Annotated in this window: 18 protein-coding genes; 8 read left to right on the top strand and 10 right to left on the bottom strand. The window is 69.1% G+C overall.

The features are described 5' to 3' along the window. The first annotated feature begins 389 nt into the window (after positions 1–389). The gene (locus GHC57_RS13425) at positions 390–764 is read left to right on the top strand and encodes a DUF1127 domain-containing protein (protein ID WP_153345076.1); all 375 of its coding nucleotides are present in this window, start codon (positions 390–392) and stop codon (positions 762–764) included. A 202-nt stretch (positions 765–966) separates the two neighbouring features. On the opposite strand, the gene GHC57_RS13420 is transcribed toward GHC57_RS13425, so the two are convergent. Genes GHC57_RS13420 through gpmI form a run of 3 tightly spaced genes read right to left on the bottom strand, consistent with a single transcriptional unit; the run spans position 967 to position 5,286 of the window. After that, the gene (locus GHC57_RS13420; RefSeq protein WP_153345074.1) at positions 967–2,274 is read right to left on the bottom strand and encodes a S41 family peptidase; all 1,308 of its coding nucleotides are present in this window, start codon (positions 2,272–2,274) and stop codon (positions 967–969) included. Then, positions 2,271–3,695, bottom strand: a complete 1,425-nt coding sequence (locus tag GHC57_RS13415; protein ID WP_153345072.1) for a murein hydrolase activator EnvC family protein — start codon at positions 3,693–3,695, stop codon at positions 2,271–2,273. The genes GHC57_RS13420 and GHC57_RS13415 overlap by 4 nt, the downstream gene beginning before the upstream one ends. A 4-nt stretch (positions 3,696–3,699) precedes the next feature. Continuing rightward, positions 3,700–5,286 (bottom strand): 2,3-bisphosphoglycerate-independent phosphoglycerate mutase, encoded by a 1,587-nt coding sequence (gene gpmI / locus GHC57_RS13410; protein ID WP_153345070.1) that lies wholly within the window; start codon positions 5,284–5,286, stop codon positions 3,700–3,702. Between the two features lie 324 nt (positions 5,287–5,610). On the opposite strand from gpmI, the gene GHC57_RS13405 reads away from it, so the two are divergent. The 4 genes from GHC57_RS13405 to ureC all read left to right on the top strand — a co-directional run bounded on the left by GHC57_RS13405 (position 5,611) and on the right by ureC (position 9,079). Beyond that, the gene (locus GHC57_RS13405; RefSeq protein ID WP_153345068.1) at positions 5,611–6,384 is read left to right on the top strand and encodes a protein phosphatase CheZ; all 774 of its coding nucleotides are present in this window, start codon (positions 5,611–5,613) and stop codon (positions 6,382–6,384) included. 363 nt (positions 6,385–6,747) lie between these two features. Beyond that, positions 6,748–7,050 (top strand): urease subunit gamma, encoded by a 303-nt coding sequence (locus GHC57_RS13400; RefSeq protein ID WP_153345066.1) that lies wholly within the window; start codon positions 6,748–6,750, stop codon positions 7,048–7,050. A gap of 16 nt (positions 7,051–7,066) precedes the next feature. Then, positions 7,067–7,378, top strand: a complete 312-nt coding sequence (locus GHC57_RS13395; RefSeq protein WP_153345098.1) for an urease subunit beta — start codon at positions 7,067–7,069, stop codon at positions 7,376–7,378. 6 nt (positions 7,379–7,384) lie between these two features. Continuing rightward, the gene (ureC, locus tag GHC57_RS13390) at positions 7,385–9,079 is read left to right on the top strand and encodes an urease subunit alpha (RefSeq protein ID WP_153345064.1); all 1,695 of its coding nucleotides are present in this window, start codon (positions 7,385–7,387) and stop codon (positions 9,077–9,079) included. Between the two features lie 59 nt (positions 9,080–9,138). Here ureC and GHC57_RS13385 read toward each other — a convergent pair whose 3' ends face one another. Then, entirely contained in the window at positions 9,139–9,879 is a 741-nt protein-coding gene (locus GHC57_RS13385; RefSeq protein WP_153345062.1) for a TIGR00266 family protein, read from the bottom strand. A gap of 325 nt (positions 9,880–10,204) precedes the next feature. Here GHC57_RS13385 and GHC57_RS13380 point away from each other — a divergent pair, with 325 nt between their 5' ends. Then, a complete protein-coding gene (locus tag GHC57_RS13380; RefSeq protein ID WP_153345060.1) occupies positions 10,205–12,310 on the top strand; it encodes a methyl-accepting chemotaxis protein in 2,106 nt (701 codons plus the stop codon). A gap of 24 nt (positions 12,311–12,334) precedes the next feature. Here GHC57_RS13380 and GHC57_RS13375 read toward each other — a convergent pair whose 3' ends face one another. The 6 genes from GHC57_RS13375 to GHC57_RS13350 all read right to left on the bottom strand — a co-directional run bounded on the left by GHC57_RS13375 (position 12,335) and on the right by GHC57_RS13350 (position 18,720). Then, the gene (locus GHC57_RS13375; RefSeq protein ID WP_153345058.1) at positions 12,335–12,988 is read right to left on the bottom strand and encodes a class I SAM-dependent methyltransferase; all 654 of its coding nucleotides are present in this window, start codon (positions 12,986–12,988) and stop codon (positions 12,335–12,337) included. Further along, entirely contained in the window at positions 12,985–13,830 is an 846-nt protein-coding gene (locus tag GHC57_RS13370; RefSeq protein ID WP_211369196.1) for an ABC transporter permease subunit, read from the bottom strand. The genes GHC57_RS13375 and GHC57_RS13370 overlap by 4 nt, the downstream gene beginning before the upstream one ends. 1 nt (position 13,831) lies before the next feature. Beyond that, positions 13,832–14,746 (bottom strand): ABC transporter permease subunit, encoded by a 915-nt coding sequence (locus tag GHC57_RS13365; RefSeq protein ID WP_425500678.1) that lies wholly within the window; start codon positions 14,744–14,746, stop codon positions 13,832–13,834. A 113-nt stretch (positions 14,747–14,859) separates the two neighbouring features. Beyond that, entirely contained in the window at positions 14,860–16,038 is a 1,179-nt protein-coding gene (locus tag GHC57_RS13360; protein ID WP_153345054.1) for an ABC transporter ATP-binding protein, read from the bottom strand. Positions 16,039–16,152: 114 nt separating this feature from the next. Then, on the bottom strand, positions 16,153–17,256 hold the full coding sequence (locus GHC57_RS13355) for a polyamine ABC transporter substrate-binding protein (protein ID WP_153345052.1): 1,104 nt from the start codon (positions 17,254–17,256) through the stop codon (positions 16,153–16,155). A gap of 69 nt (positions 17,257–17,325) precedes the next feature. Next, positions 17,326–18,720 carry an aspartate aminotransferase family protein gene (locus GHC57_RS13350; RefSeq protein WP_343031176.1) on the bottom strand — a complete coding sequence of 465 codons (1,395 nt, stop codon included), beginning with the start codon at positions 18,718–18,720 and terminating at the stop codon, positions 17,326–17,328. A gap of 199 nt (positions 18,721–18,919) precedes the next feature. Here GHC57_RS13350 and GHC57_RS13345 point away from each other — a divergent pair, with 199 nt between their 5' ends. After that, entirely contained in the window at positions 18,920–19,876 is a 957-nt protein-coding gene (locus tag GHC57_RS13345; RefSeq protein WP_153345048.1) for a DMT family transporter, read from the top strand. Continuing rightward, a complete protein-coding gene (gene ada, locus GHC57_RS13340) occupies positions 19,873–20,997 on the top strand; it encodes a bifunctional DNA-binding transcriptional regulator/O6-methylguanine-DNA methyltransferase Ada (protein ID WP_170294875.1) in 1,125 nt (374 codons plus the stop codon). The genes GHC57_RS13345 and ada overlap by 4 nt, the downstream gene beginning before the upstream one ends. Positions 20,998–21,849: the final 852 nt, after the last annotated feature.

Genomic DNA, 21,849 nt, shown 5'->3' with positions numbered 1-21,849 from the left:
TGCGGGCGGGTTTTGATCGATGCGGCGGTGGGGGCCGGTCCGGTCTTCGACGCTCCCGGGCGAGGGGGTGAGGGACGCTGGCGGTTTCGTTGCCTAAGCGTTAGGCCCATCTTCGGTGGATCGCCTTAGAGATATGCAGAAGTGCCCTATGCACTCATGCGTGGCGCGCATCGCGGCGATGCCGGAATGACGCTGCATCGGGCGTCGGGCGACCCCCATACTCTTTCGTGTCGGGTGGGTGCGATCCGTGGGGTCGTTGCCCGCTCTGCGTGTTTATAGACCTGTGCGACAGGATTTCGTTCGCCCGCCTCCCCGCGACCGCCTGAAGGGCGGGGCGCCCCACGCCGGCACGAGACATCCGACCCGCCGCATCTCAAGGAGTGAGTGCAATGTGGCCCTATGAGAACACCTCCCGGGATGGCCTGGCCCTGCAGCAGGCCAACGCCATCGGCACCGTGCTGACGGCGCCGTTCGTGTCCGTGTCGGCTCCGCCCAGCCGCGGCGTGCCCGAACCGAAGGACCCGGTTGCCCGGCACCGCTGGCAGCCGGACGAGCTGCATGATCCGTCCAACGACGACTATTGGTACCGCCAGAGCGTGTTCGGCTGGATCGCGCGCAGCGTCCGCGCCTGGATGAACCGGATGGAACTGGCGAACACCCTGCGGGCGATGGACGACCACCAGTTGGCCGACATCGGCCTGACCCGCGGCGACATCGAAGAGGTCATCGCCGGACGCTACCGCCGCCGCGGCGGCGCGCGCTGACGATCGCCCGACCGGCGGGGGAGGGCGCCGGTCGGGCGAGGGTCATGAACATGCCAGGGCTGAACCGGACCGGAACGGGGCGCTTCGATGAAGCGCCCCGTTTGTCGTGTGCGCCCGTCAGGTTTGTTTTGACCGCCGATGAACCGGACTCGTCCGGCTCATCGGTTCCGCCGTTTTTTGGCGCCAGCCCAGCCGGCCAGTCCTATTGCAGCGCGGCCCGCTCCCGGTACAGGGCCAGGCCCCGCACCAGATCGATGGCGCGCGCGAGCTGGTAATCCTCAACCGGGCCGTCCAGGTTCTCGTCCGCGCCGTCCCCGTCGGCCTGCTCGCCGGACCCGCCGCCTTCGTCGTCCACGTCCAGGGCGTTGCGCAGATCGGCTTCGGTGCGCCGGCGGGAGTTGTCCATCAGCTCCAGCCGGGCGGCCGGCACCTCGATGTCCGGCGAAATGCCCTTGGCCTGGATGGACCGGCCCGACGGCGTGTAGTAGCGCGCCGTTGTGATCCGCATGGCGCCGTCTCCGCCCAGGGGCACGATGGTCTGGACCGAGCCCTTGCCGAAGCTCTGCGTGCCCACGACCAGGGCGCGCCCGTGGTCCTGCAGCGCGCCGGCCACGATCTCGGAGGCCGAGGCCGACCCGCCGTTGATGAGCACCACCATCGGCAGCCCGTCCGCCATGTCGCCGGAGCGGGCGTTGAAGCGCTGGGTGTCGTCCAGGTCGCGCGAGCGGGTGGAGACGATCTCGCCCTTGTCCAGGAAGGCGTCGGAGACCGCCACGGCCTGGTCCAGCAGACCACCCGGGTTGTTGCGAAGGTCCAGGACAAACCCTTTCAGATCGTCTCCGGCCTCGTCCTGCAGGGCGTCCACCGCTTCGCGCAGGCCGGTTTCGGTCTGCTCGGTGAACGAGGTGACGCGCAGATACCCGATGTCCTCGCCCTCCACGCGGCTGCGGACGGACTTGATGGTGATGACATCGCGCGTGATGGTGACATCGAACGGCTCGCCGGTCTGGCGGCGCACCGTCAGCACGATGTCGGTGCCCACCCGGCCGCGCATGCGGTCCACGGCCTCGTTGAGGGTCAGGCCGGTGACGGCTTCGCCGTCCAGGTGGGTGATGAAGTCGCCGGGTTCCAGACCGGCCCGGGCGGCCGGCGTGTCGTCGATGGGCGAGACCACCTTGACGAGCCCGTTTTCCATGGTGACTTCGATGCCCAGGCCGCCGAACTCGCCCTTCGTCTGGACCTGCATGTCCTTGAAGTGGTCGCGGTTCAAGTACCCGGAGTGGGGATCAAGCGACGTCAGCATGCCGTTGATGGCCGCTTCCATCAGCTCGCGGTCCTCCACCTGCTCCACGTAGTCACGCTTGACCCGTTCGAAGACGGTGGCGAAAAGTTCCATCAGCCGATAGGTCTCGTCGTCCCGAGCGGCTGCGTTGGGGGTGAAGGAGACGGTGCCGAGCACCATGAGGGCGAGTGCGCCCGAGGCAACTATCAGGAGGGTCTTGCGCATCATCCCTTTCCAGTGTCCGTTCCCGCCGCCATCCAGGGCAGGGGGTTGATGGGCCGGCCATCACGCCGGAGTTCCAGGTAGAGGGACGGGGCGTCCCGTCCCATGACACCGATCGGCTCTCCCGCGCGGACGGCCTGACCGACATGCCCGTCAAGCCGCTCCATACCGGCCAGCAGCGAATGATATCCGTCCGTATGTTCGATAATCAAGAGAAGGCCATAGCCGCGGAACGGGCCGGCGAAGGCCACCGTGCCATCATAGGGCGCCACGACCTGGGCGCCATCACGGGTGCGGATGGTCACCCCCTTGCTTGAACTGCCCACGGGATCGGGCTCGCCGTAGCGGGTCAGGACCTCGCCGCGCACGGGCATGGGCATCAGGCCCCGGCCGGTGGAGAAGGTGCGGGGCGGGGCGGGCGGGGGCAGCGGGACATTGGCGGCCGTGATCGTCGAGGCGGGCACGGCGGCGGTCAAGGGCGCTTCGGGGGCGGGCGTCTCGGGAGCGGGCGGATCGTCCGATGCGGTGGCCGTCTCCGCCGCGCGGGCGGCGGCGGCGGCCTCGGCCGCACGGCGGCGCGCTTCCGCCTCGGCCTGGGCCTGACGGCGCGCGTCCTCCGCCCGTTTCAGGGCGGCCAGCGCTTCGCGCCGCTTGCGTTCCTCTTCCAGGCGGTGGATCAGGTCCCTCAGGTCGTCGGCCTCGCGCCCCAGGCGCTCGACCCGCAGCGCGGCCTCGCGCTCCTGTTCCCGGGTGTGTCGTTGCAGGGCCGCCTTGCGGTCGAACAGAGCCTGCAGGCGGGCATGGGCGACGCGCAGAGCCTCCGCCTCGTCGGCGATCTCCGCCAGTTGGGCGGTGATGGCGGCATCCAGGCCGTGCAGTGTTTCCAGTTCGCTGGCCAGGGCGCGGGCGTTCTCCTGGATGCGCGGGATCGCCGCGCCCAGAAGGATGGCGCTGCGCACGGTGTCGGCCGGCGGTGCGGGCTGCACGATCAGGGCTTCGGTCGGCCGCCACGCCAGACGCTGGATGGCGGTGAGCACGTGGGTCATCTGGGTGTCGCGCATGGACAGGGCGGCGGACACCAGGGCGCGTTCCTCGCGCAGGGCGGACAGACGCCCCTCCAGGCGGGACAGGTTCTCCTCGGAATCCTGGACGGCGGCGGCGCTCTCGATCACCTGATCGCGGACCTGCCGCAGTTCGGCCGCCAGCGCCTCGCGCTTTTCGCGCAAAGCGTCCTGCGCCTGACGCTCGGCCTGCAGGCGCTCCTCGATCGTGCGCAACTCGGTCGCCGGGTCGGCGGGCAGAGCCGGCGACGCCCACAGGACTCCCCCCGCCATGGCGACGGCGACCCCGGCCAGAGCCGAGGCGCGGGACCGGCTGAATGGATGCGGGCCGGTCCTGATGGCGGTGGCGGGCGCGGGCCCGGTCATCCGCCTATCGGGCCATGCCCCCGGCGCGCAGACCATCCCGGCCCTCCTCCATCGAGACCAGGGACTGCCCGGTCATCTCCGCCGGCTGGGGCAGGCCCATCAGCGCCAGCAGCGTCGGCGAGACATCCGCCAGACGGCCATCATGCAGCGTTGCGCCCTGCGGCCCGTTGACCAGGACCGCGTCCACCTTGCCGACGGTGTGGGCGGTGTAGGGCTGGCCGGTCTCCGGATCGCGCATCATCTCCAGATTGCCGTGGTCGGCCGTGACCAGCATCACGCCGCCGGCGTCCCTGACGGCCTTTTCCAGACGCGTCAGGCAGCCGTCCACGGTGACGGCCGCTTTCATCGCGGCTTCCATGATGCCGGAGTGGCCCACCATGTCGCCGTTGGCGTAATTGACGATGATGGTGTCGAACTTGCTGGCCTCGATGGCCTCCACCAGACGGTCCGTGACCTCGGGCGCGCTCATCTCGGGCTGCAGGTCGTAGGTGGCCACCTTGGGGCTGGGCACCAGGATGCGTTCCTCGCCCGGGAACTGGGTTTCCTCGCCGCCATTGAAGAAGAACGTGACGTGCGCGTACTTCTCGGTTTCGGCGATGCGGAGTTGGGTCAGCCCCGCGTTGGCGATGACCTCGCCGAAGATGCCGGTCAGGGTCTCCGGCGGAAACAGGGTGTCCATCCAGGCGGTGTGCGCCTTGGAGTACTCGGCCATGCCGGCCGCCCCCGCGAACGAAACCACCCGCCGCCGCTCGAAGCCGTCGAAGTCGGGGTCCAGCAGGGCGGCCAGGATTTCCCGCGCCCGGTCGGCGCGGAAGTTGGCCATCAGCACGCCGTCGCCGTCGGCCATGCCGGCGTAGTCGCCGACCACCAGCGGCTTGATGAACTCGTCCGTCTCGCCGGCGTCATAGGCCGCCTGCATGCCCGCCAGCGGATCGTCGGCCCGGGCCGCGCCGTTGCCGTCCACCAGCGCGTTGTAGGCCAGCTCGACCCGGTCCCAGCGCTTGTCGCGGTCCATGGCGAAGTAGCGGCCGGAGATCACGCCCACGCGGCAGTTCGCCACGCCATCCACGTCCGCAAGGAACTTTTGCAGATAGCCCTTGCCGGCGGACGGCGGCGTGTCGCGCCCGTCCATCAGCGCATGGACCGCCACGGGCACGCCGGCGGCCGAAACGGCCTTCGCCAGCGCGACCATATGGTCCTGGTGCGAGTGCACGCCGCCGGGGGACATCAGGCCCATCAGGTGGCAGGTCCCGCCGCTCGCCTTGAGCTTGTCGATGAGCGCGGTCAGCGCCGGGATGGTGGCCAGCGAGCCGTCCTCCACCGCCGTGTCGATGCGCGGCAGGTCCTGCATCACCACCCGGCCGGCGCCCAGGTTCATGTGCCCGACCTCGGAATTGCCCATCTGCCCGCCGGGCAGGCCCACATCCCCGCCGCTGGTTTCGATCAGGGCGTGGGGATTCTCGCGCAGCAGCCGGTCCCAGGTGGGCGTGTCCGCCATCGCGAGCGCGTTGTCGGTCGGGTCGTCCCGATGCCCCCAGCCGTCGAGAATGCACAGAACGACGGGACGGGGGCGATGCGTGGTCTCGGTCATGGCGATCTCGTTGGTTCATCCGGTTGACGGGGCGCGGGTGACCGCGAGCGGGCGGCTCCGACACGGTCGGGCCGGGCGCCATGCGTCCGGCACGGTATCACGCTTCGCCCGGGGCCGTCATGCCGACCCGCACAGGCGCTTAAGTAGGACGCCGGGTCGCCTCCGTCACCCCCTGCCGACAGAAACCACGGACAGCGTATGGCGTGACGCCTCCCCCGCAGTTGGGGTATATTCCCACCGATCGGGGCGGCCGCGGGGTGCGGCGCGTCCCGCCCGGGGCGACCCTGAAGGCCCCGGACAGCTCCAGTCGGGGGACCCGAGACCATGCCCACCACGCGCCGCCCCTACAGTGCAGAACGGACCCGGGCGGGGTTCCAGGCCGGGCAGGACGCGCCCGTGAACGGCGGGCCGCATGGCCCCGAGACAGCCGCCATCCTGGATGCCATCGGGGCGCTGTCGCGTCGGCTGGACGGGGTCGAACGCCGTCTGCCCGGGGCCGAGGATGACGCCCCGGAGAAACCGGCTCCGGAGCCCATCCCCGAAGACCTCCTGCGGCAGGCGGAGGAAGCGCGGATGCTGCGGACGGAGATCATCGCCCTGGCCCGCAGCATCGAGGACACCAAGGTCGAGATCGCCAAGCTGCGCGATCAGCGTCCGGAGGGGGATCGCCTGACCGAGATGGCCCACGAGCTCGACGCGATCGTGGGCGCCACGGAAGGGGCGACGGACGGCATCCTGGATATCACGGAGGCGGTCACGCATCTGGTGTCCGAAATCCAGGCGCACAACGAGGACGGCTACGTCCGCCAGATCGCCGACGAGATCCAGGAAAAGCTGCTGGGCGTGTTCGAGCATTGCAACTTCCAGGACCTGACCGGCCAGCGCATCAGCAAGGTCGTCAACGCCATGAAGTTCATTGAAGAGCGGATCGACAGCATGATGGACATCTGGGGGCGCGACGGCTTCCTGGAATACCAGCAGAGCGAAGCGGCCGACGACACGTCCTCGCAGGACCAGCGCGACCAGGACCTTCTCAACGGTCCGCAGCGCCAGGGCGGCGGCATCTCCCAGGATGAGATCGACGCCCTGTTCGACTGAGGCCCCGCTTCGGAGTCCCGTTGACGTCTGGGCGCTCGCTCCTGGCTCGACCGGGCCGGGCTGCGGCCGTGTGCCCGATTCAGGGCAGGTCGCTGATCGTGCCTGCCATCTGGGCATAGCCCGCACGCCGAAAAAGGGCTATCGTGCTCCATCTCGGACGGGATGACGGAGGGTGTTGCGCCTCCGGCGGGATCCGGACGCCGGCGGACGGGGCGACCGTGCGAGACCACCGTGCCAAAGCGAGCGGACGCATCCGCCCCGCGCCACCCGGCTTGCCATGCGCCGCGCCGGGGGTGACGGAGCCGGGGTGTGGCCGGGCGCCGGCCGCGCACGGGAAGCAGAGGGGGCGAGGAGGCGACCACAATGAACCTGACACCGCGTGAAAAGGATAAACTTCTGGTGGCGATGGCGGCCATGGTCGCCCGCCGCCGGCTGGACCGGGGCGTGCGGCTGAACCATCCGGAGGCGGTGGCGCTCATCACGGACGCGGTCGTGGAGGGGGCCCGCGACGGCCGCGCCGTGGCGGACCTGATGCGCGAGGGCGGGCAGATCCTCTCCCGCGACCAGGTGATGGACGGCGTCCCCGAGATGATCCCTGAGATCCAGGTGGAAGCCACGTTCCCCGACGGCACCAAGCTGGTGACCGTCCATCAGCCGATTCGCTAGGGAGGGTCCCATGGCCATGATCCCGGGAGAAGTCCTGCCTGCCGCCGGCACCCTGACCCTGAACGCCAACCGCGAGACCATCACCCTCAGCGTCGCCAACGCGGGCGACCGTCCCATTGACGTGGGCAGCCACTATCACGTCGCCGAGGCCAATCCGGCGCTGTCGTTCGACCGCGAGGCCGCGCGCGGCTACCGGCTCGACATTCCCGCCGGCATGGCGGTCCGCTTCGAGCCCGGCGAGACCCGCGAGGTCACCCTGGTGCCGTACGAGGGGCGGCGCATGGTCTGGGGGTTCAGGGCCGAGGTTCAGGGCGCGCTGGAGGACTGAAACGAGATGGCGTACGAGATCGATCGCGGCAGTTATGCCGCTCTGTACGGACCGACCACCGGCGACCGGGTGCGTCTGGGCGACACGGACCTTGTGATCGAGGTCGAGCGGGATCATACCGTCGCCGGCGAGGAGGTTCTGTTCGGCGCCGGCCGGGTGATCCGCGACGGCATGGGGCAGTCGCAGGCGTGGCGCTCGCAGGGCGCCGTGGATACCGTCATCACCAATGTGCTGATCGTGGATGCGGGCGGCATCACCAAGGCGGATGTGGGGCTTCTGGACGGCAGGATCGAAGCCATCGGCAAGGCCGGCAACCCGGATACCCAGCCCGGCGTGACCATCACCATCGGGCCCGGCACCGACATCATCGCCGGCGAGGGCCGCATCCTGACCGCCGGGGGCGTGGACGCCAACACGCATTGGACCCGACCCCGGCAAGTGGAGGCCGCCCTGGCCTCCGGCATCACCACCATGCTGGGCGGCGGCACAGGTCCGTCGAACGGGTCCGCCGCGACCGGGGCCACGCCGGGGCCGTGGCACCTGCGGCGGATGCTGCAGGCCGCCGACGGCTTTCCGGTCAACATGGGATTCTATGGCAAGGGCAACGCCAGCCTGCCCGGCGCGCTTGAGGAACAGGTCTCGGCCGGGGCCATCGGCCTGAAGCTCCACGATGCGTGGGGCGCGACGCCCAGCGCCATCGAGACCGGGCTGTCCGTGGCCGAGCGTCTGAACGTCCAGGTCGCCATCCAGACCGACACCCTGAACGAGAGCGGGTACGTGGCCGACTGGGTCGCCGCGTTCCGGGGGCGCGCCGTCCATGCGTTTCATACGCCGGGTGCTGGCGGTGGGCTGGCGCCGGACGCCGTCCGCCTGTGCGGCGAGGCCAACGTGCTGCCCAGCTCCGCCGCGCTGACCCGGCCGCTGACGGTCAACAGCCGCGATGCGCTGTGCCACGGGCGCCGGGAGCGGGCGGCCCTGGTCGCGGCGGGTGCGCCGCGCGACTGCGACCCGGCGACCGGCATCGCGGCCGAGGACATCCTTCATGACATCGGCGCGCTGTCCATGATCGCGTCGGATGGCCGTCCTTCAGGCGGGTCGAGCGAGATCATCACCCGCACGTGGCAGACAGCCCACAAGATGAAGCGGCAGCGCGGCCGCCTGCCCGAGGAGACCGGCGACAACGACAATATTCGTGTGCGCCGCTATATCGCCAAGTACACGGTCAATCCGGCGCGGACGCACGGGATCGGGGATCACGTGGGCTCGGTCGCGCCGGGCCGGCTGGCGGACCTGGTGCTGTGGACGCCGGCCTTCTTCGGGGCAAAGCCGGACATGGTGCTGAAGGGCGGCAGCATCGCCATGGCCGGCGTCGGCGACCCCGACGGCGGCGTCTCCGGCCCGCAGCCCATGGCCGCCGAGCCCATGTTCGCCGCCTTCGGGCGCGCCCTGACCACCAGCAGCGTGACCTTCGTTTCGGCCGAGGCCATCGCCACCGTGCTGGGGGGCACCCTGGGTCTGCGGAAGACCTTGCTGCCGGTCTACGGCTGCCGCTCCGTGACCAAGGCCGACATGGTGCTCAACGACGCCATGCCGCACATCGAGGTCGATCCGGAGACCGCCACGGTGCGCGCCGACGGCGAGGCGCTGACCTGCGCGCCGGCGGACGAACTGCCGCTGGCGCAACGGTACTTCCTGTTCTGACGGTGCCGGAGGCGATGGAGGCGGACGAGTCCGCTTCCATCGACCGCCGATCGGACTCGTTAATGCCCGCTGGACTGGTTGCGCATGTTCGGCAGCAGGGTGGCGATCCAGCCGGAAAAGGCCTGCGGGTTGCGGGTCTGGATCCACACCGGGCCCGGCCCCGTGAACTCCATCACAAGACCCTCGCCGCTCGTGGCGCTGGTGAAGGCGCGCTTGAAGAAGCCGCCGGCGCCGGCGACCATGCGCGTCTCCAGCCCCATGCCGTCCTGATAGGCGACCATGTGCCCGCTGTCCACGACCAGCCGCTCGCCGGCCTCCAGGTCGCGCCGCACGATGGCGCCGAAGCTGGAGAGGAACACGGTGCCGGTGCCGGTGGCGCGCAGCATGAACAGGCCCTCGCCGCCCAGCAGGCCGCGCATGCCGCCCCACGAGGCGTCGATGGACACGCCGGGTGAACTGGCCAGGAACGAGCCGGCCTGCAGGATCAGCGGCGCGCTCTCGATCTCGGCGTCGCGGATGTCGCCCGGCATGGCGGGCGCGAGGGAGAGGCTGCCCGACCCGCTTTCCGCCGTGATGGTGGTGACGAAGAAGCTCTCTCCGCCCAGGGCCGAGCGGGCGAGGCCGCTGATCGCCCGCCCGAAGAACCCGCCGCCGCCACCGCCGCCGCCGATCGAGGTTTCCAGCGACAGGGACGGCGACATGGTGACCATGGCGCCGGATTCGCATTGGACCTGCTCGCCCTGCTCCATGGTCATCTCCAGCAGAGCGAAGGCGGGGCCGTGGGTGATCGTGTAATCCATGGTGGTGGGTCCTTCCGGGACGAATGGCACGACAGTCGGAGGAGCGTCCTGCATACCATGAACGCCCCGAGTCTGCGACCCATGCTGCTCCGCGCGGGGCAGCGCCCCGTTTTGCTTGCCCGGTTGCAGTTAATTTTATGAGAATCATTGGCAATGCTGCGCTCGGGCCTGAGAATATCTGATGAGGTCACTGATTCTTCATGGCAGTGTGGCGCGGTCTTCTTTAAAGTGTTTCTCAACAGCCCTCGCCCGCCGGTTGGTGCGGGGCATTCCGGTGTGCGCGTGACGGTTGAGCCTGCCGGAAAAGCAGAAAGGGGAAACGGTCATGGGCCTGAAGCTGTCGGTGTCGGCGAAACTGGTGCTTGCCAGCGCCTTTGTCCTGGTCGTGGGGCTGCTGATCGGCGGCGTCGTGATGGGCACGACGGCCCAGTCCGAGACCGAGGATCTGGCCCTCAGCGAAGGGCGTGCCCTCGGGCAGGCGATCGCCCGCGACATCCAGGCGGACCTGGAAGAGGGGCTCGTCATCGCCCGTGAGCTGTCCAAGACCTTCGCCACCCTGAAGGCCCAGGGGGTGACGGACCGCGCCGTGTTCGACGCCATCCTGGAAGAGACGATGAAGAGCAACCCGGCCCTCGCCGGGGCCTGGGCGGGCTATGAGCCGGATGCGCTGGACGGGCGGGACGAGGCCTTCGTGGGAGGCGGCCCGCAGACCGACGACTCGGGGCGTTACCTGAGCTACTGGTACGATTTCGGCGATGCCGCCGGGCTGACCCTGTACCATCTGGAATCCATGGAGTCGGCTGGGGATCAGGGCAAATACTATCAGGTGCCGCTGACCACGGGCCGGGAGTTCGTCACGGAACCGACGGTGTGGGACATTGACGGAACCATCGTGTTCCTGACCTCGCTGGCCGTGCCGATCAAGGACGGCGGCCGCACCATCGGTGTGGTCGGTGTCGACCTGAAGCTGTCCGACATCTGGGGCGCGCTGGCGGACACCCGGCCGCTGGGCTCCGGGTCCGTCTTCGTGATCTCCAACGCCGGCCAGTGGGTGGCCATGCCCGACGCGGACGCGCGCGGCAAGCCGGTGACGGAAACTCTGCCGGCGCTGCGATCGGCGCTGCCCGCGATCACGGCGGGCGAGGCGTTCGAGATGGCGTCCGAGGGCCTGAGCGACAGCCCGGTGCTGGCCCATGCCGACTACACCCACCTGTTCACGCCGATCCCGTTGGGCGAGTCCGACCTGTCCTGGTCGGTCATGGTCAACCTGCAGGATGCCGCCATCAACGCCCCGGCGAACCGGCTGGCCTGGATCCTGGCGATCACCGGGGCGGTGCTGCTGGTCGTGCTGGTCGCGGCCCTGTGGCTGGTGGGGCGGCGGCTCATCAACCGGCCCATGAGCGGGCTCGTGTCGGCCATCGCGGCGATCGAGAAGGGCGACACCACCGTGGCCATCAGCGGCCAGGACCGCACCGACGAGGTGGGGGCCATCTCCCGCGCGCTGGACTCGTTCAAGGCGAACCTCGCCCGCATGCGCGACATGGAGCAGGAGCGCCAGCGGGCCGAGGCCGAGGCCTCGGAGGAACGCCGACGCAACCGCCTGGAGATGGCGGATACCTTCGAGGCGTCGGTGGGCGAGATCATGGGCGGCGTGGCCCGCGCGGTTGAGGACATGGAGGCGGTCGCCCGCACCATGAGCGAGCGGGTGCAGACCGTGGACGAACAGGCCACATCGGTGGCCAGCGCGTCGGAAGAGGCCAGCACCAACGTGTCCACGGTGGCGTCGGCGACCGAGGAACTGACCTCGTCCATCGACGAGATCGGCTCGCAGGTCCAGCGCGCCTCGACCGTGGCGGCCGAAGCGGTGGATCAGGCGACGGACGCGGACCGGCGGGTCGGCTCGCTGGCCGAGGCCGCCGACCGCATCGGGCAGGTGGTCACCCTCATCACCGACATCGCGAACCAGACCAACCTTCTGGCCCTGAACGCCACTATCGAGGCGGCGCGCGCCGGGGACGCCGGCAAGGGCTTCGCCGTGGTCGCGAACGAGGTCAAGACCCTCGCCAGCCAGACCGCCAAGGCGACCGAGGAGATCAGCGGTCAGATCGGCGCCATCCAGTCCGAGACCCAGCAGACCGTGGGCGTCATCAAGGCGGTGTCGGAGACCATCGGCTCCATCAGCAGCATCGCCTCGGCCATCGCGGCGGCCATCGAGGAGCAGGGCGCGGCGACGCGCGAGATCGCCCGCAATGTCCAGCAGGCCTCGGAAGGGACCCATCACGTCTCGGAGACCATCGCGGCCGTCAGCGCGGAGACCACCAACAACCGGCGCTCGGCCGAGGATGTGCAGGCCGCCGCGCATGCCCTGTCGGAGCGGTCCGGCGCGCTGCAGGACCAGATCCGCTCCTTCCTGGCCACCGTGCGGGCCTGATCCCGCGCGCGGCCGGGCTCGGGATCAGGCGGCGGCCGGCCGCACGAAATGGGCGGTGTAGGCCAGCCGGCCGCCGTGGATGGTGGAGGGCCGGAATCCGGCCGCCTCCGCCCGGGCCGTGATCCGGCTCAGCCGCTGGAAGTGCGGGTCGAACACCAGTTCGGTGATCGACAGCACGCCGCCCGGGCGCAGGCTGTCGTGAACCCGCCGCAGCGCGGCCGCCTGATCCGGAATCTCGCCCAGCACGGTGACCAGAAGGGCCCGGTCGAAGGCGGCATCCGCCGGGACGGCCTCTTCCAGCGCGCCCGCCACCAGATGGACGGTCAGGTCCGCGCGCCCCTTCAGGCGGGCCCGCACCCGCTCCAGCATGGCCGGCTGGATGTCCACCGCCGTCACCACGCCGTGCGGTCCGACGGCCTCGGCGAGCGGGATCGTCAGGCGGCCCGGCCCGCAGCCGGCATCCAGCACGCGCATGCCCGGCGTCAGGTCCAGCGCCTCGACAATGAAGGCGGCCCGGTTGGTGCGCGTGAAGGGGTTGTCCATCTCCACCATCCAGCCCAGCCAGGACGGGCAGGGCAGCCGATGGCGTTTCGACAGCAGCCCCCAGGCCACGAACCAGACGAGGAACGCCGCCAGCAGGACCGCCCCGGCGAGCCCGGCCCAGGCGCTCAGGCTCATGCGCGGCGCTCCGCGTCCACCGCGCGGGCCACGGCGCGGTCGCGCTCGCGCTCCTGGCGCCACAGGACGGCGGCGGCGATCAGGATCGTGACCGTCGCCACCAGCACCAGCAGGGTGGCGAGCGCGTTGATCTCGGGGGTGACCCCCATGCGCACGGACGAGAACACCACCATCGGCAGCGTGGACGAGGCGGGGCCGGCGACGAAGCTCGCGATCACCAGATCATCCAGCGACAGGGTGAACGACAGCAGCCAGCCGGAGACCAGCGCCGGCGCCAGCATGGGCAGGGTGATGACCAGGAACGCCTTCAGCGGGCGCGCCCCCAGGTCCATCGCCGCTTCCTCCACGCTGCGGTCCAGCCCCACCAGCCGCGACTGTACGACGATGTTGACATAGGCCATGCAGAACGTGGTGTGGGCGATGGTGATGGTGTCCACCCCGCGCCCCTGCGGCCAGCCGATCAGGCCCTCCAGCGAGACGAACATCAACAGCAGCGACAGGCCGGTGATGACCTCGGGCATGACCAGGGGGGCGGTAATCATGCCGGTGAACAGCAGTCGGCCCCGGAACCGCCCGAAGCGGCCCATCATCAGGGCCGACAGCGTGCCGAGCACGGTGGCGATGGTCGCCGAGGTCACCGCGATCCGCAGCGAGACCAGGGCGGCGTCCAGCATCTGCTCGTTCCGGAACAGCTCAGCATACCACTTCAGCGAAAACCCGCCCCACACGGTCACAAGGCGGCTTTCGTTGAAGGAAAAGATCATCAGCAAAAGGATCGGCACGTACAGGAACGCGAAGCCGATCGCCAACATGACATAGGGGAACCGGGAGGCGCGTTTCATCTCACGACTCCTCCGCCCGTTCGGCCTGTTTCTGCTGGTAATGCTGGAACACCACGATGGGGATGACCAGGAAGATCAGCATGGCGATGGCCACGGCCGAGGCCACCGGCCAGTCTCGGTTGTTGAAGAACTCGCTCCACAGCACCTTGCCGATCATCAGGGTTCCGGCCCCGCCCAGCAGGTCGGGAATGACGAACTCGCCCACGGCCGGAATGAACACCAGCATGGATCCCGCCACGATCCCCGGCAGGGACAGCGGCAGGGTGACGGTCAGGAACGCCTTGAACGGCCGGCAGCCCAGGTCCGCCGCCGCCTCGATCAGGGACGTGTCCATCTTCTCCAGCGTGGCGTAAAGCGGCAGCACCATGAACGGCAGGTACGAATAGACGATGCCCACGTAGAGCGAGAATTCGGTGTTCAGCAGCGGCAACGGCTCATCGATCAGGCCCAGCGCCATCAGGCCGTTGTTGATGAGTCCGTTGTTCTTGAGGATCCCGATCCAGGCATAGACCCGGATCAGGAACGAGGTCCAGAACGGCAGGATGACCAGCAGCAGGAACACGGCGCGCAGCGACGGCTTCGACCGTGCGATGGCATAGGCCATGGGGTAGCCGATCAGGAGCGCGAACACCGTCGAGAAGAACGCCACCTTCAGCGAGTTCAGATAGGCGGTGATGTAAAGCGGGTCTTCCAGCAGGAACTGGTAGTTGCCCAGCGCCAGCCGGATTTGCAGATAGGTGCCGTCGATCCACTCCAGCAGCGGCGTGTAGGGCGGCAGCCCGAGGCGGAATTCGGCGAAGCTGATCTTCAGCACGATCAGGAACGGCAGCAGGAAGAACAGCAGCAGCCACAGATAGGGCACGCCGATCACCGTGCCCCGCCCGAAGCGGGCCGTCAGCCGCTGGAGCCTGGTCAGGCGGCGGTCGTCCCCGTCGCTCCACCCGGCCCGGGACCACGCCTGTTCCGCTTCCGACCGGGCCAGCGGGCCGGCGGCCGGGGGGGCGTCGCGCGGGCTGTCCGACGGCGCGCTCATCCCGTCACCACCACGACGTTGTCGTGCCGCCACGAGACGAACACGCGGTCGTCCCAGGTGATGTCGGGTTCCGCCATGCGCTCCAGGTTCTGGGTGGTCACCCGGGCCAGCGCCCCGCTGTCCAGGCGGACGTGATAGGTGGAGATGCCGCCCAGGTAGACGATGTCCTCGATGATGCCCTGGTCCCAGTTGTGCGCCCGGTCCGGCCGGGTGCGCGAGATCGCCAGCTTCTCCGGGCGCAGCGCGACCCAGACGGTCGCCCCCTCGCGGGCGCTGATGCCGTGGCCGACATAGACCGGATTGGCGAGCGCGTCGGAGCGGATCAGGATGTGGTCCGGCTCGTCCTCGATCAGGTCGCCCTGGAACATGTTCACGGTGCCGAAGAACTCGGCGACGAAGCGGGTGTTCGGGTATTCGTACAGGGCGTGGGGCGTATCCACCTGAATGATGCGCCCCGAGTCCATGATCGCCACGCGGTCGGCCATGGTCATGGCCTCTTCCTGGTCGTGGGTGACGACGACGAAGGTGGTGCCGACGCGCTCCTGGATGCCGACCAGTTCAAGCTGGGTCTGCTCGCGCAGCTTCTTGTCCAGCGCGGCCAGGGGCTCGTCGAGCAGCAGCACCTTGGGGTGCTTGGCCAGCGAGCGGGCAAGGGCGACCCGCTGACGCTGACCGCCGGACAGGTGGTGCGGTTTGCGTTTCGCGAACGGCGCCAGTTGCACCAGGTCCAGCATCTGGCGCACGCGGTCCCGGATCTCCGCCTTGGGCAGGCCGTCCTGACGCAGCCCGAAGGCCACGTTGGCCTCGACCGACATGTGAGGGAACAGGGCGTAGGACTGGAACATCATGTTGACCGGCCGGTCATAGGGCGCGACGTGGGTCATGTCCTGGCCGCCGATGAGGATGCGCCCGGCGGTCGGGCGCTCGAACCCGGCCAGCATGCGCAGCAGCGTGGTCTTGCCGCACCCGGACCCGCCCAAAAGGGCGAACAGCTCGCCCTCGCGAATGGTCAGCGAGACATGATCGACGGCGACGAACTCGCCGAAGGTCTTGACCACGTCATCGATCTCGATGATCGGCCGGGCCTCCGCCCGGCGCAGCACGGCCCCCGGGCGACTGCCTTCGGGGCGCGCGGCGGGGCCGGGCGCGCCGGCCTGAAGCACAGCGTCGGTCATGTCATGGTTCCCCCCCAAGACCGAGTCACGGCCTCCACAACCTCCCGAACCCCCTCCCGACCTCCCCCATGACTGGGGGAGGGCCGGGAGGTGCCGTCCGGCGACGTGCGATCCTCAGATCCCCGTCTTGAACTTGTTCCACAGGCGGGTGCGCATGCGGTCCACGGCCTGCGACGACGCACGGTCCGGGAACAGGCGCGCCATCACCTCGTCCGAGGGATAGATGCGCGGATCGTTCAGGATATCCGGGTCCATGTAGGGCTTGGCGGCGTCGTTGGCGTTGGCATAGGCCACGTAGTTGGAGATCGAGGCCGTCACTTCCGGTTCCAGCAGGTGGTTGATCATCTGGTGGGCTGCGTCCGGGTTCGGGGCGTCGGCCGGGATCACCAGCGTGTCGAACCACATCAGCGTGCCTTCCGACGGGATCACGTAGTCCACCGTCACGCCGTTGTCGGCCTCGGCCGCGCGGTCGGCGGCCTGCAGCACGTCGCCGGACCAGCCGATGGCGAAGCAGATGTCGCCGTTGGCCAGCGCGTTGATGTACTCGGACGAATGGAACTTGGTGACGTAGGGCCGGATGGGCATCAGCAGGTCTTCGACCTTCTGGAAATCCGCGCGGTCATCCGAGTTCGGGTCCAGGCCCAGATAGTTCAGCGCGATCGGCAGCAGCTCGGTCGGCGCATCCAGGATATGCACCCCGCAGTCCGACAGCTTTTCCAGGTATTCCGGCTTGAACAGGATCTCCAGGCTGTCCAGCGGGGCATCCGCGCCCAGGCGCTCGGTCACCATGTCCACGTTCATGCCCATGCCCGTGGTGCCCCACATGTAGATCGCGGCGTGCTCGTTGCCGGGATCGAGGGTCGCCAGGTACTCCATGAGCTGCGGGTTCAGGTTGGACAGGTTGGGGATCTTCTCCTTGTCCAGCGGCTGGAAGATGCCGGCCTTGACCTGGCGCTCCATGAAGATGCCGGTCGGCACCACCAGGTCATAGCCGGTGCTGCCGGCCAGCAGCTTGGCCTCCAGCACCTCGTTGGAATCGAACACGTCATAGGTGACGTCGATCCCGGTCTTCTCCTCGAAATTCGGGATCGTGTCCTCGGCGATGTAGTCGGACCAGTTGTAGAAGTGCAACGCGCCCTCGGCGAGGGCGGGGGGGGCGGCGACGGCAAGACCGGCGCACAGCGCGCCGGCGGTCAGGGGCAGACGACGAACGGGCATGAACACGCACTCCATCCTGAAAGGATCCGGTCGGGATCACGGACGTCAGAGGGTCAGAGGGTCAGGGGATCACGGGGCAAGGTCCAGGTCGGGCAGGTCCCGCTGGGTGCGATCGAGGGCCTCGGCCAGGGCCGACACCAGACGGTCGATCTGGGCGCGGCTGATGACCAGGGGCGGCGATAGGATCATGGTGTCCGCGACCGCACGGATGATGACGTTGGCGTTGAAGCAGTGGTCCCGGCAGCGTGTGCCGACCTTGCCGGCGGGCGAGAAGAAGGCATGGCTCGCACGGTCGCGGATCAGTTCCACCCCGGCCATCAGGCCGCGGCCCCGGACCTCGCCGACCAGGGGATGGTCGCGCAGCGTGCCCAGGCGCTCCATCAGGTAGGGACCGACATCCTCGCGCACGCGCTCCACCAAGCGTTCGCGGTCCATGATGCTAATGGTCTCCAGGGCCACCGCGCAAGCGGTCGGATGGCCGGAATAGGTGAAGCCGTGCACGAACTCGCCGCCCTTGTCGAACAGGGTGCGGGCGACGCGCTGGCCGACCATCACGGCGGCGATGGGCAGATAGCCCGACGACAGGCCCTTCGCCAGCGTCATGATGTCGGGCCGGATGCCGAAGGTCTGGCTGCCGAACCACTGCCCGGTCCGGCCGAAGCCGCAAATGACCTCGTCGGCGATCAGCAGCACGTCGTGGTGCACGCAGATGCGCTGGATCTCCGCCCAGTACCCCGGGGGTGGCACGATCAGGCCGCCGGCCCCCTGCACCGGCTCGGCGATGAACGCCGCCACCCGCCCGGGGCCGATGGCCTGGATGGCCTCGTCCAGCCAGCGGGCGGCCTCGAGTCCGAACACCTCCGGGTCCTGATCGTGTGCGTACTTGAAATGGTGTGGTTCGCGGATGTGATGGAAGTCGGGCAGGGGCGGGCCGCCCTGCTTGTGCATGGCGCTCATGCCGCCCATGGCGGCCGCCGCCACCGTCGAGCCGTGGTAGCCGTTCTGGCGCCCGATGATGACCCGGCGCTCGGGTCGGCCTTCCAGCGCCCAATACTGCCGCACCATGCGGATGACGGTGTCGTTGGCCTCCGAGCCGCTGTTGGTGAAAAAGACGTGGTCCAGGCCGTGCGGCGTGATCTCGGCCAGCCGCCGGGACAGCTCGATGGCGGGCGGGGTCGCCGTCTTGAAGAACAGGTTGTAGTAGGGCAGCTCGGCCATCTGCCGCGCCGCCGCGTCCACCAGCTCCCGGCGGCCGTAGCCCACGTTGACGCACCACAGGCCGGCCATGCCGTCGAGGATCTCGGTGCCCTCCGAATCCCAGAGCGAGCAGCCGTCGGCGCGGGTGATGATGCGGCTGCCCTCGGCCGCCAGCGCCTTGTAGTCCGTGAAGGGATGCAGGCTGTGGGCGGCGTCGAGGGCGCGCCAGTCCGCGGTCGATCGGGTGGGGAGACTGTCAGCAGTCACGGCGGCGGCAATCCTGGCTGTGGTGGGAACGGGGCGACACCCCCGCATCCTTTCTGACCCACGCGCGGGGTTTTGGGAAGAGGCCGGGATTTGATCGTCGGAACCGGAATGCATCGGGGGGCTGCGTTCGGCTATGGTCTGCCCTCGATCCCCCCTGGCGTCCCCCTGCCGTCGCCCTGAGTAAGGAGTTCCGTCGTCCATGTCCCCCGCCTTGCCGTTGTCGCCCGTGATGGGGGCCCGTGACTGGGCCTTGCTGCTCAGCCTGTCGCTGCTGTGGGGCGGATCCTTCTTCCTGAACGGTGTCGCGGTGCAGGCATTGCCGCCCCTGACCATCGTGGCCGCGCGGGTCGGCCTGGCCGCGCCCGTGCTGTGGCTGGCGGTGCGGGCGTTCGGCCACAGGATGCCTCGGGACCCCGGCGTCTGGGCGGCCTTCATCCTGATGGGTGTCCTGAACAACGCCATCCCCTTCAGCCTGATCGTCTGGGGGCAGTCCCACATTCCCTCGGGTCTGGCCTCGATCCTGAACGCCACCACGCCGCTGTTCACCGTGGTCGTGGCCGGCGCCCTGCTGGCGGACGAGCGCTTTACCGGGCGCCGGATCGTGGGGGTCGTGTTCGGCTTTCTGGGAGTCACGGTGCTGATCGGCGTCGATGCGCTGAACGTGGGTGGTCTGCCGTTTTTGCCGCAGTTGGCCATCCTGGGCGCGGCCCTGTCCTATGCCTGCTCCAGCGTGTTCGGCCGCCGCTTCCGGCGCTGGTCGATCGACCCGCTGGTGACGGCGGCGGGGCAGGTGACCGTCTCCGGCCTCATCATGGTGGGGCTGGCGGCAGTCGTGGACCGGCCGTGGACGCTGCCGATGCCCGATGTGTCGGTGCTGGCGGCCTTGGGCGCGCTGGCGGTGCTGTGCACGGCCCTGGCCTACGGACTGTTCTTCCGCATCCTGGCCTCGTCGGGGGCGACCAACGTGCAGCTTGTGACCTTCCTGGTGCCGGTCACCGCCATCCTGCTGGGGGCCCTGATCCTGGGCGAGACCCTGCGCAGCAACCACTTCGCCGGCATGGCGCTGATCGGCCTGGGTCTGCTGGCCATGGACGGCCGGCCGTGGCGGGCGCTGCGGTCCCTGTGGGGCGGCGCCGACCGGGGGGCGGCCGCATGATGGCGGCGGCGGCGTCTCAGGACGCCCGGGCCGAGGCCCGGTGGCAGGCGGTGCAGGCTCGGCGGCCGGCGGCGGACGACGGCTTTGTCTACGCCGTCGCGACCACCGGGATCTTCTGCCGGCCCGGCTGTGCATCGCGGCGACCCCGGCGCGAGCACGTCCGGTTCTTCGACACGGCCGAGGCCGCGGTTGCCGCCGGCTTCCGGCCGTGCCGCCGGTGCCGTCCGGACCACGGCGCGGCCGACCCGCAAGCCGAGGCGGTGGCCCGGGCGCGCCGCCGGCTGGAGGCCGACCCGGACGAGCCGTGCCTGGCGGATCTGGCGGCCGAGGCGGGACTCAGCCCCGGTCACTTCCGGCGGGTGTTCCAGGCCCGCGTGGGGCTGAGCCCGAAACAGTATGCAAAGGCGGTGCGCGCGGATCGGCTGCGCGCGGCCCTGGAGACGGGGGCGACGGTGACCGACGCGATTTTTGATGCGGGATATGGCGGGACGGCCCGGGCGCACGCGGATGCAGCGGCCGGACTCGGCATGACGGCCTCGGCCTACCGCAAGGGCGGAGCGGGCGAGGTGATCGACCACGCGCAGGCGGACTGCCGCCTGGGGCGGGTGCTGGTGGCGGCGACCCCGCGCGGGCTGTGCGCGGTCGCGTTCGGCGACGACGACGGCGCGCTGGTCGCGGACCTGAGGGCCCGGTTTCCGCGGGCCACGCTGCAGGCGGGCGGCCCGGCGGCCCGCGCCGTGCTGCCGACCGTGGTGCGGCTGGTCGCGGCGCCGGAAGAGGGAGGTTGGGACGGCGCACCGGACCCGCCGCCGCTCGATCTGCGCGGGACGGCGTTCCAGATGCGCGTCTGGGCCGAACTGCGGCGCATTCCCCCGGGCCAGACCCGCACCTATGCCGAACTGGCCGCGGCTGTCGGGCAGCCGTCCGCAACGCGCGCGGTCGCCAACGCCTGCGGGTCCAATCCGGTTGCCGCCGTGGTGCCCTGCCATCGGGTGGTGCGCAGCGACGGCGGCCTGGGCGGCTACCGCTGGGGTCTCGCCCGCAAACGCGCCCTGCTCGACGGAGAGGCGGAGGCGGATCGCGACGATGAGGACTGGGAGGCGGGTGCGGATCGGGGATGAGTGGGGCACTGCGCGCCTTCGGGGCGATTACGCCGGCGCGGCGACGCGGCGTCCGGCCTGGATCCTGACGAGTCAGGATGCAGGCAAACTGGTATCAGGTGTTCACCGGCGTCTGTGCGGCGGGCGGAACGGCTATGGATGGCACGTTGGCGGCGAATGGATTGCGCGCGAGGGCGCGAACCTTGGTGAACACGCCGCCATCGGCGATTATCGACCAAAGAAATCAGGAAGCCCAAGTCAAACACCTTTACGGGTATATTTTTAGAGTGTGAGATGCGTTGTCATCATTCTTAGATGACCCTATCAACGCCCTAGAGTATTGCAATCGCTCCATGCGGTGTTATGATTGCGTTTTCGAGGGGTTCCCATGATACCCTTAAGGATTTCATTTGGATACATCGTCGCGTTTTGGGCGCTTTGGCAGTTCGCGCGATTGTTCGAAGTCGCGCCGAACGTCAGTGCGTTCTATCCAGGCCCCGGGCTTACGATTGCATTCATAGCTGTCTTCGGCATCAAATATATACCAGCCGTCTTAGTTGCTGCCGTGCTTAGCACTATTCCGGATCTCTTTTTTTGGGAGATGGGACCTCAAGATTGGTGGCAAGGTATTCGCCAAGCGACGGTCTACCCGGCTGCGGGATACTGCCTTCAAGTAATCATGGGCACCGGCACAAATTTAAGGGTGGTTAAGAATGTGATTAATATATTTGTTGTAGGGCTTATCCCTTTGAGTCCGGGACCACATCATGTGGTGACAGGTGGCCTGAAACGGCGTAGAACATAACGTGAACGCACGCCATTTCCGGAGCCCGACCATGAGCAAGTTTCCTCGATCCCTGCTCGAATTCCAGC

Source organism: Roseospira navarrensis, assembly GCF_009601025.1.
Classification (GTDB): Bacteria; Pseudomonadota; Alphaproteobacteria; order Rhodospirillales; family Rhodospirillaceae; genus Rhodospira; species Rhodospira navarrensis.
The sequence above is the reverse complement of the archived record's forward strand: the minus strand, read 5'-3'. Positions and strand labels throughout refer to the sequence as shown.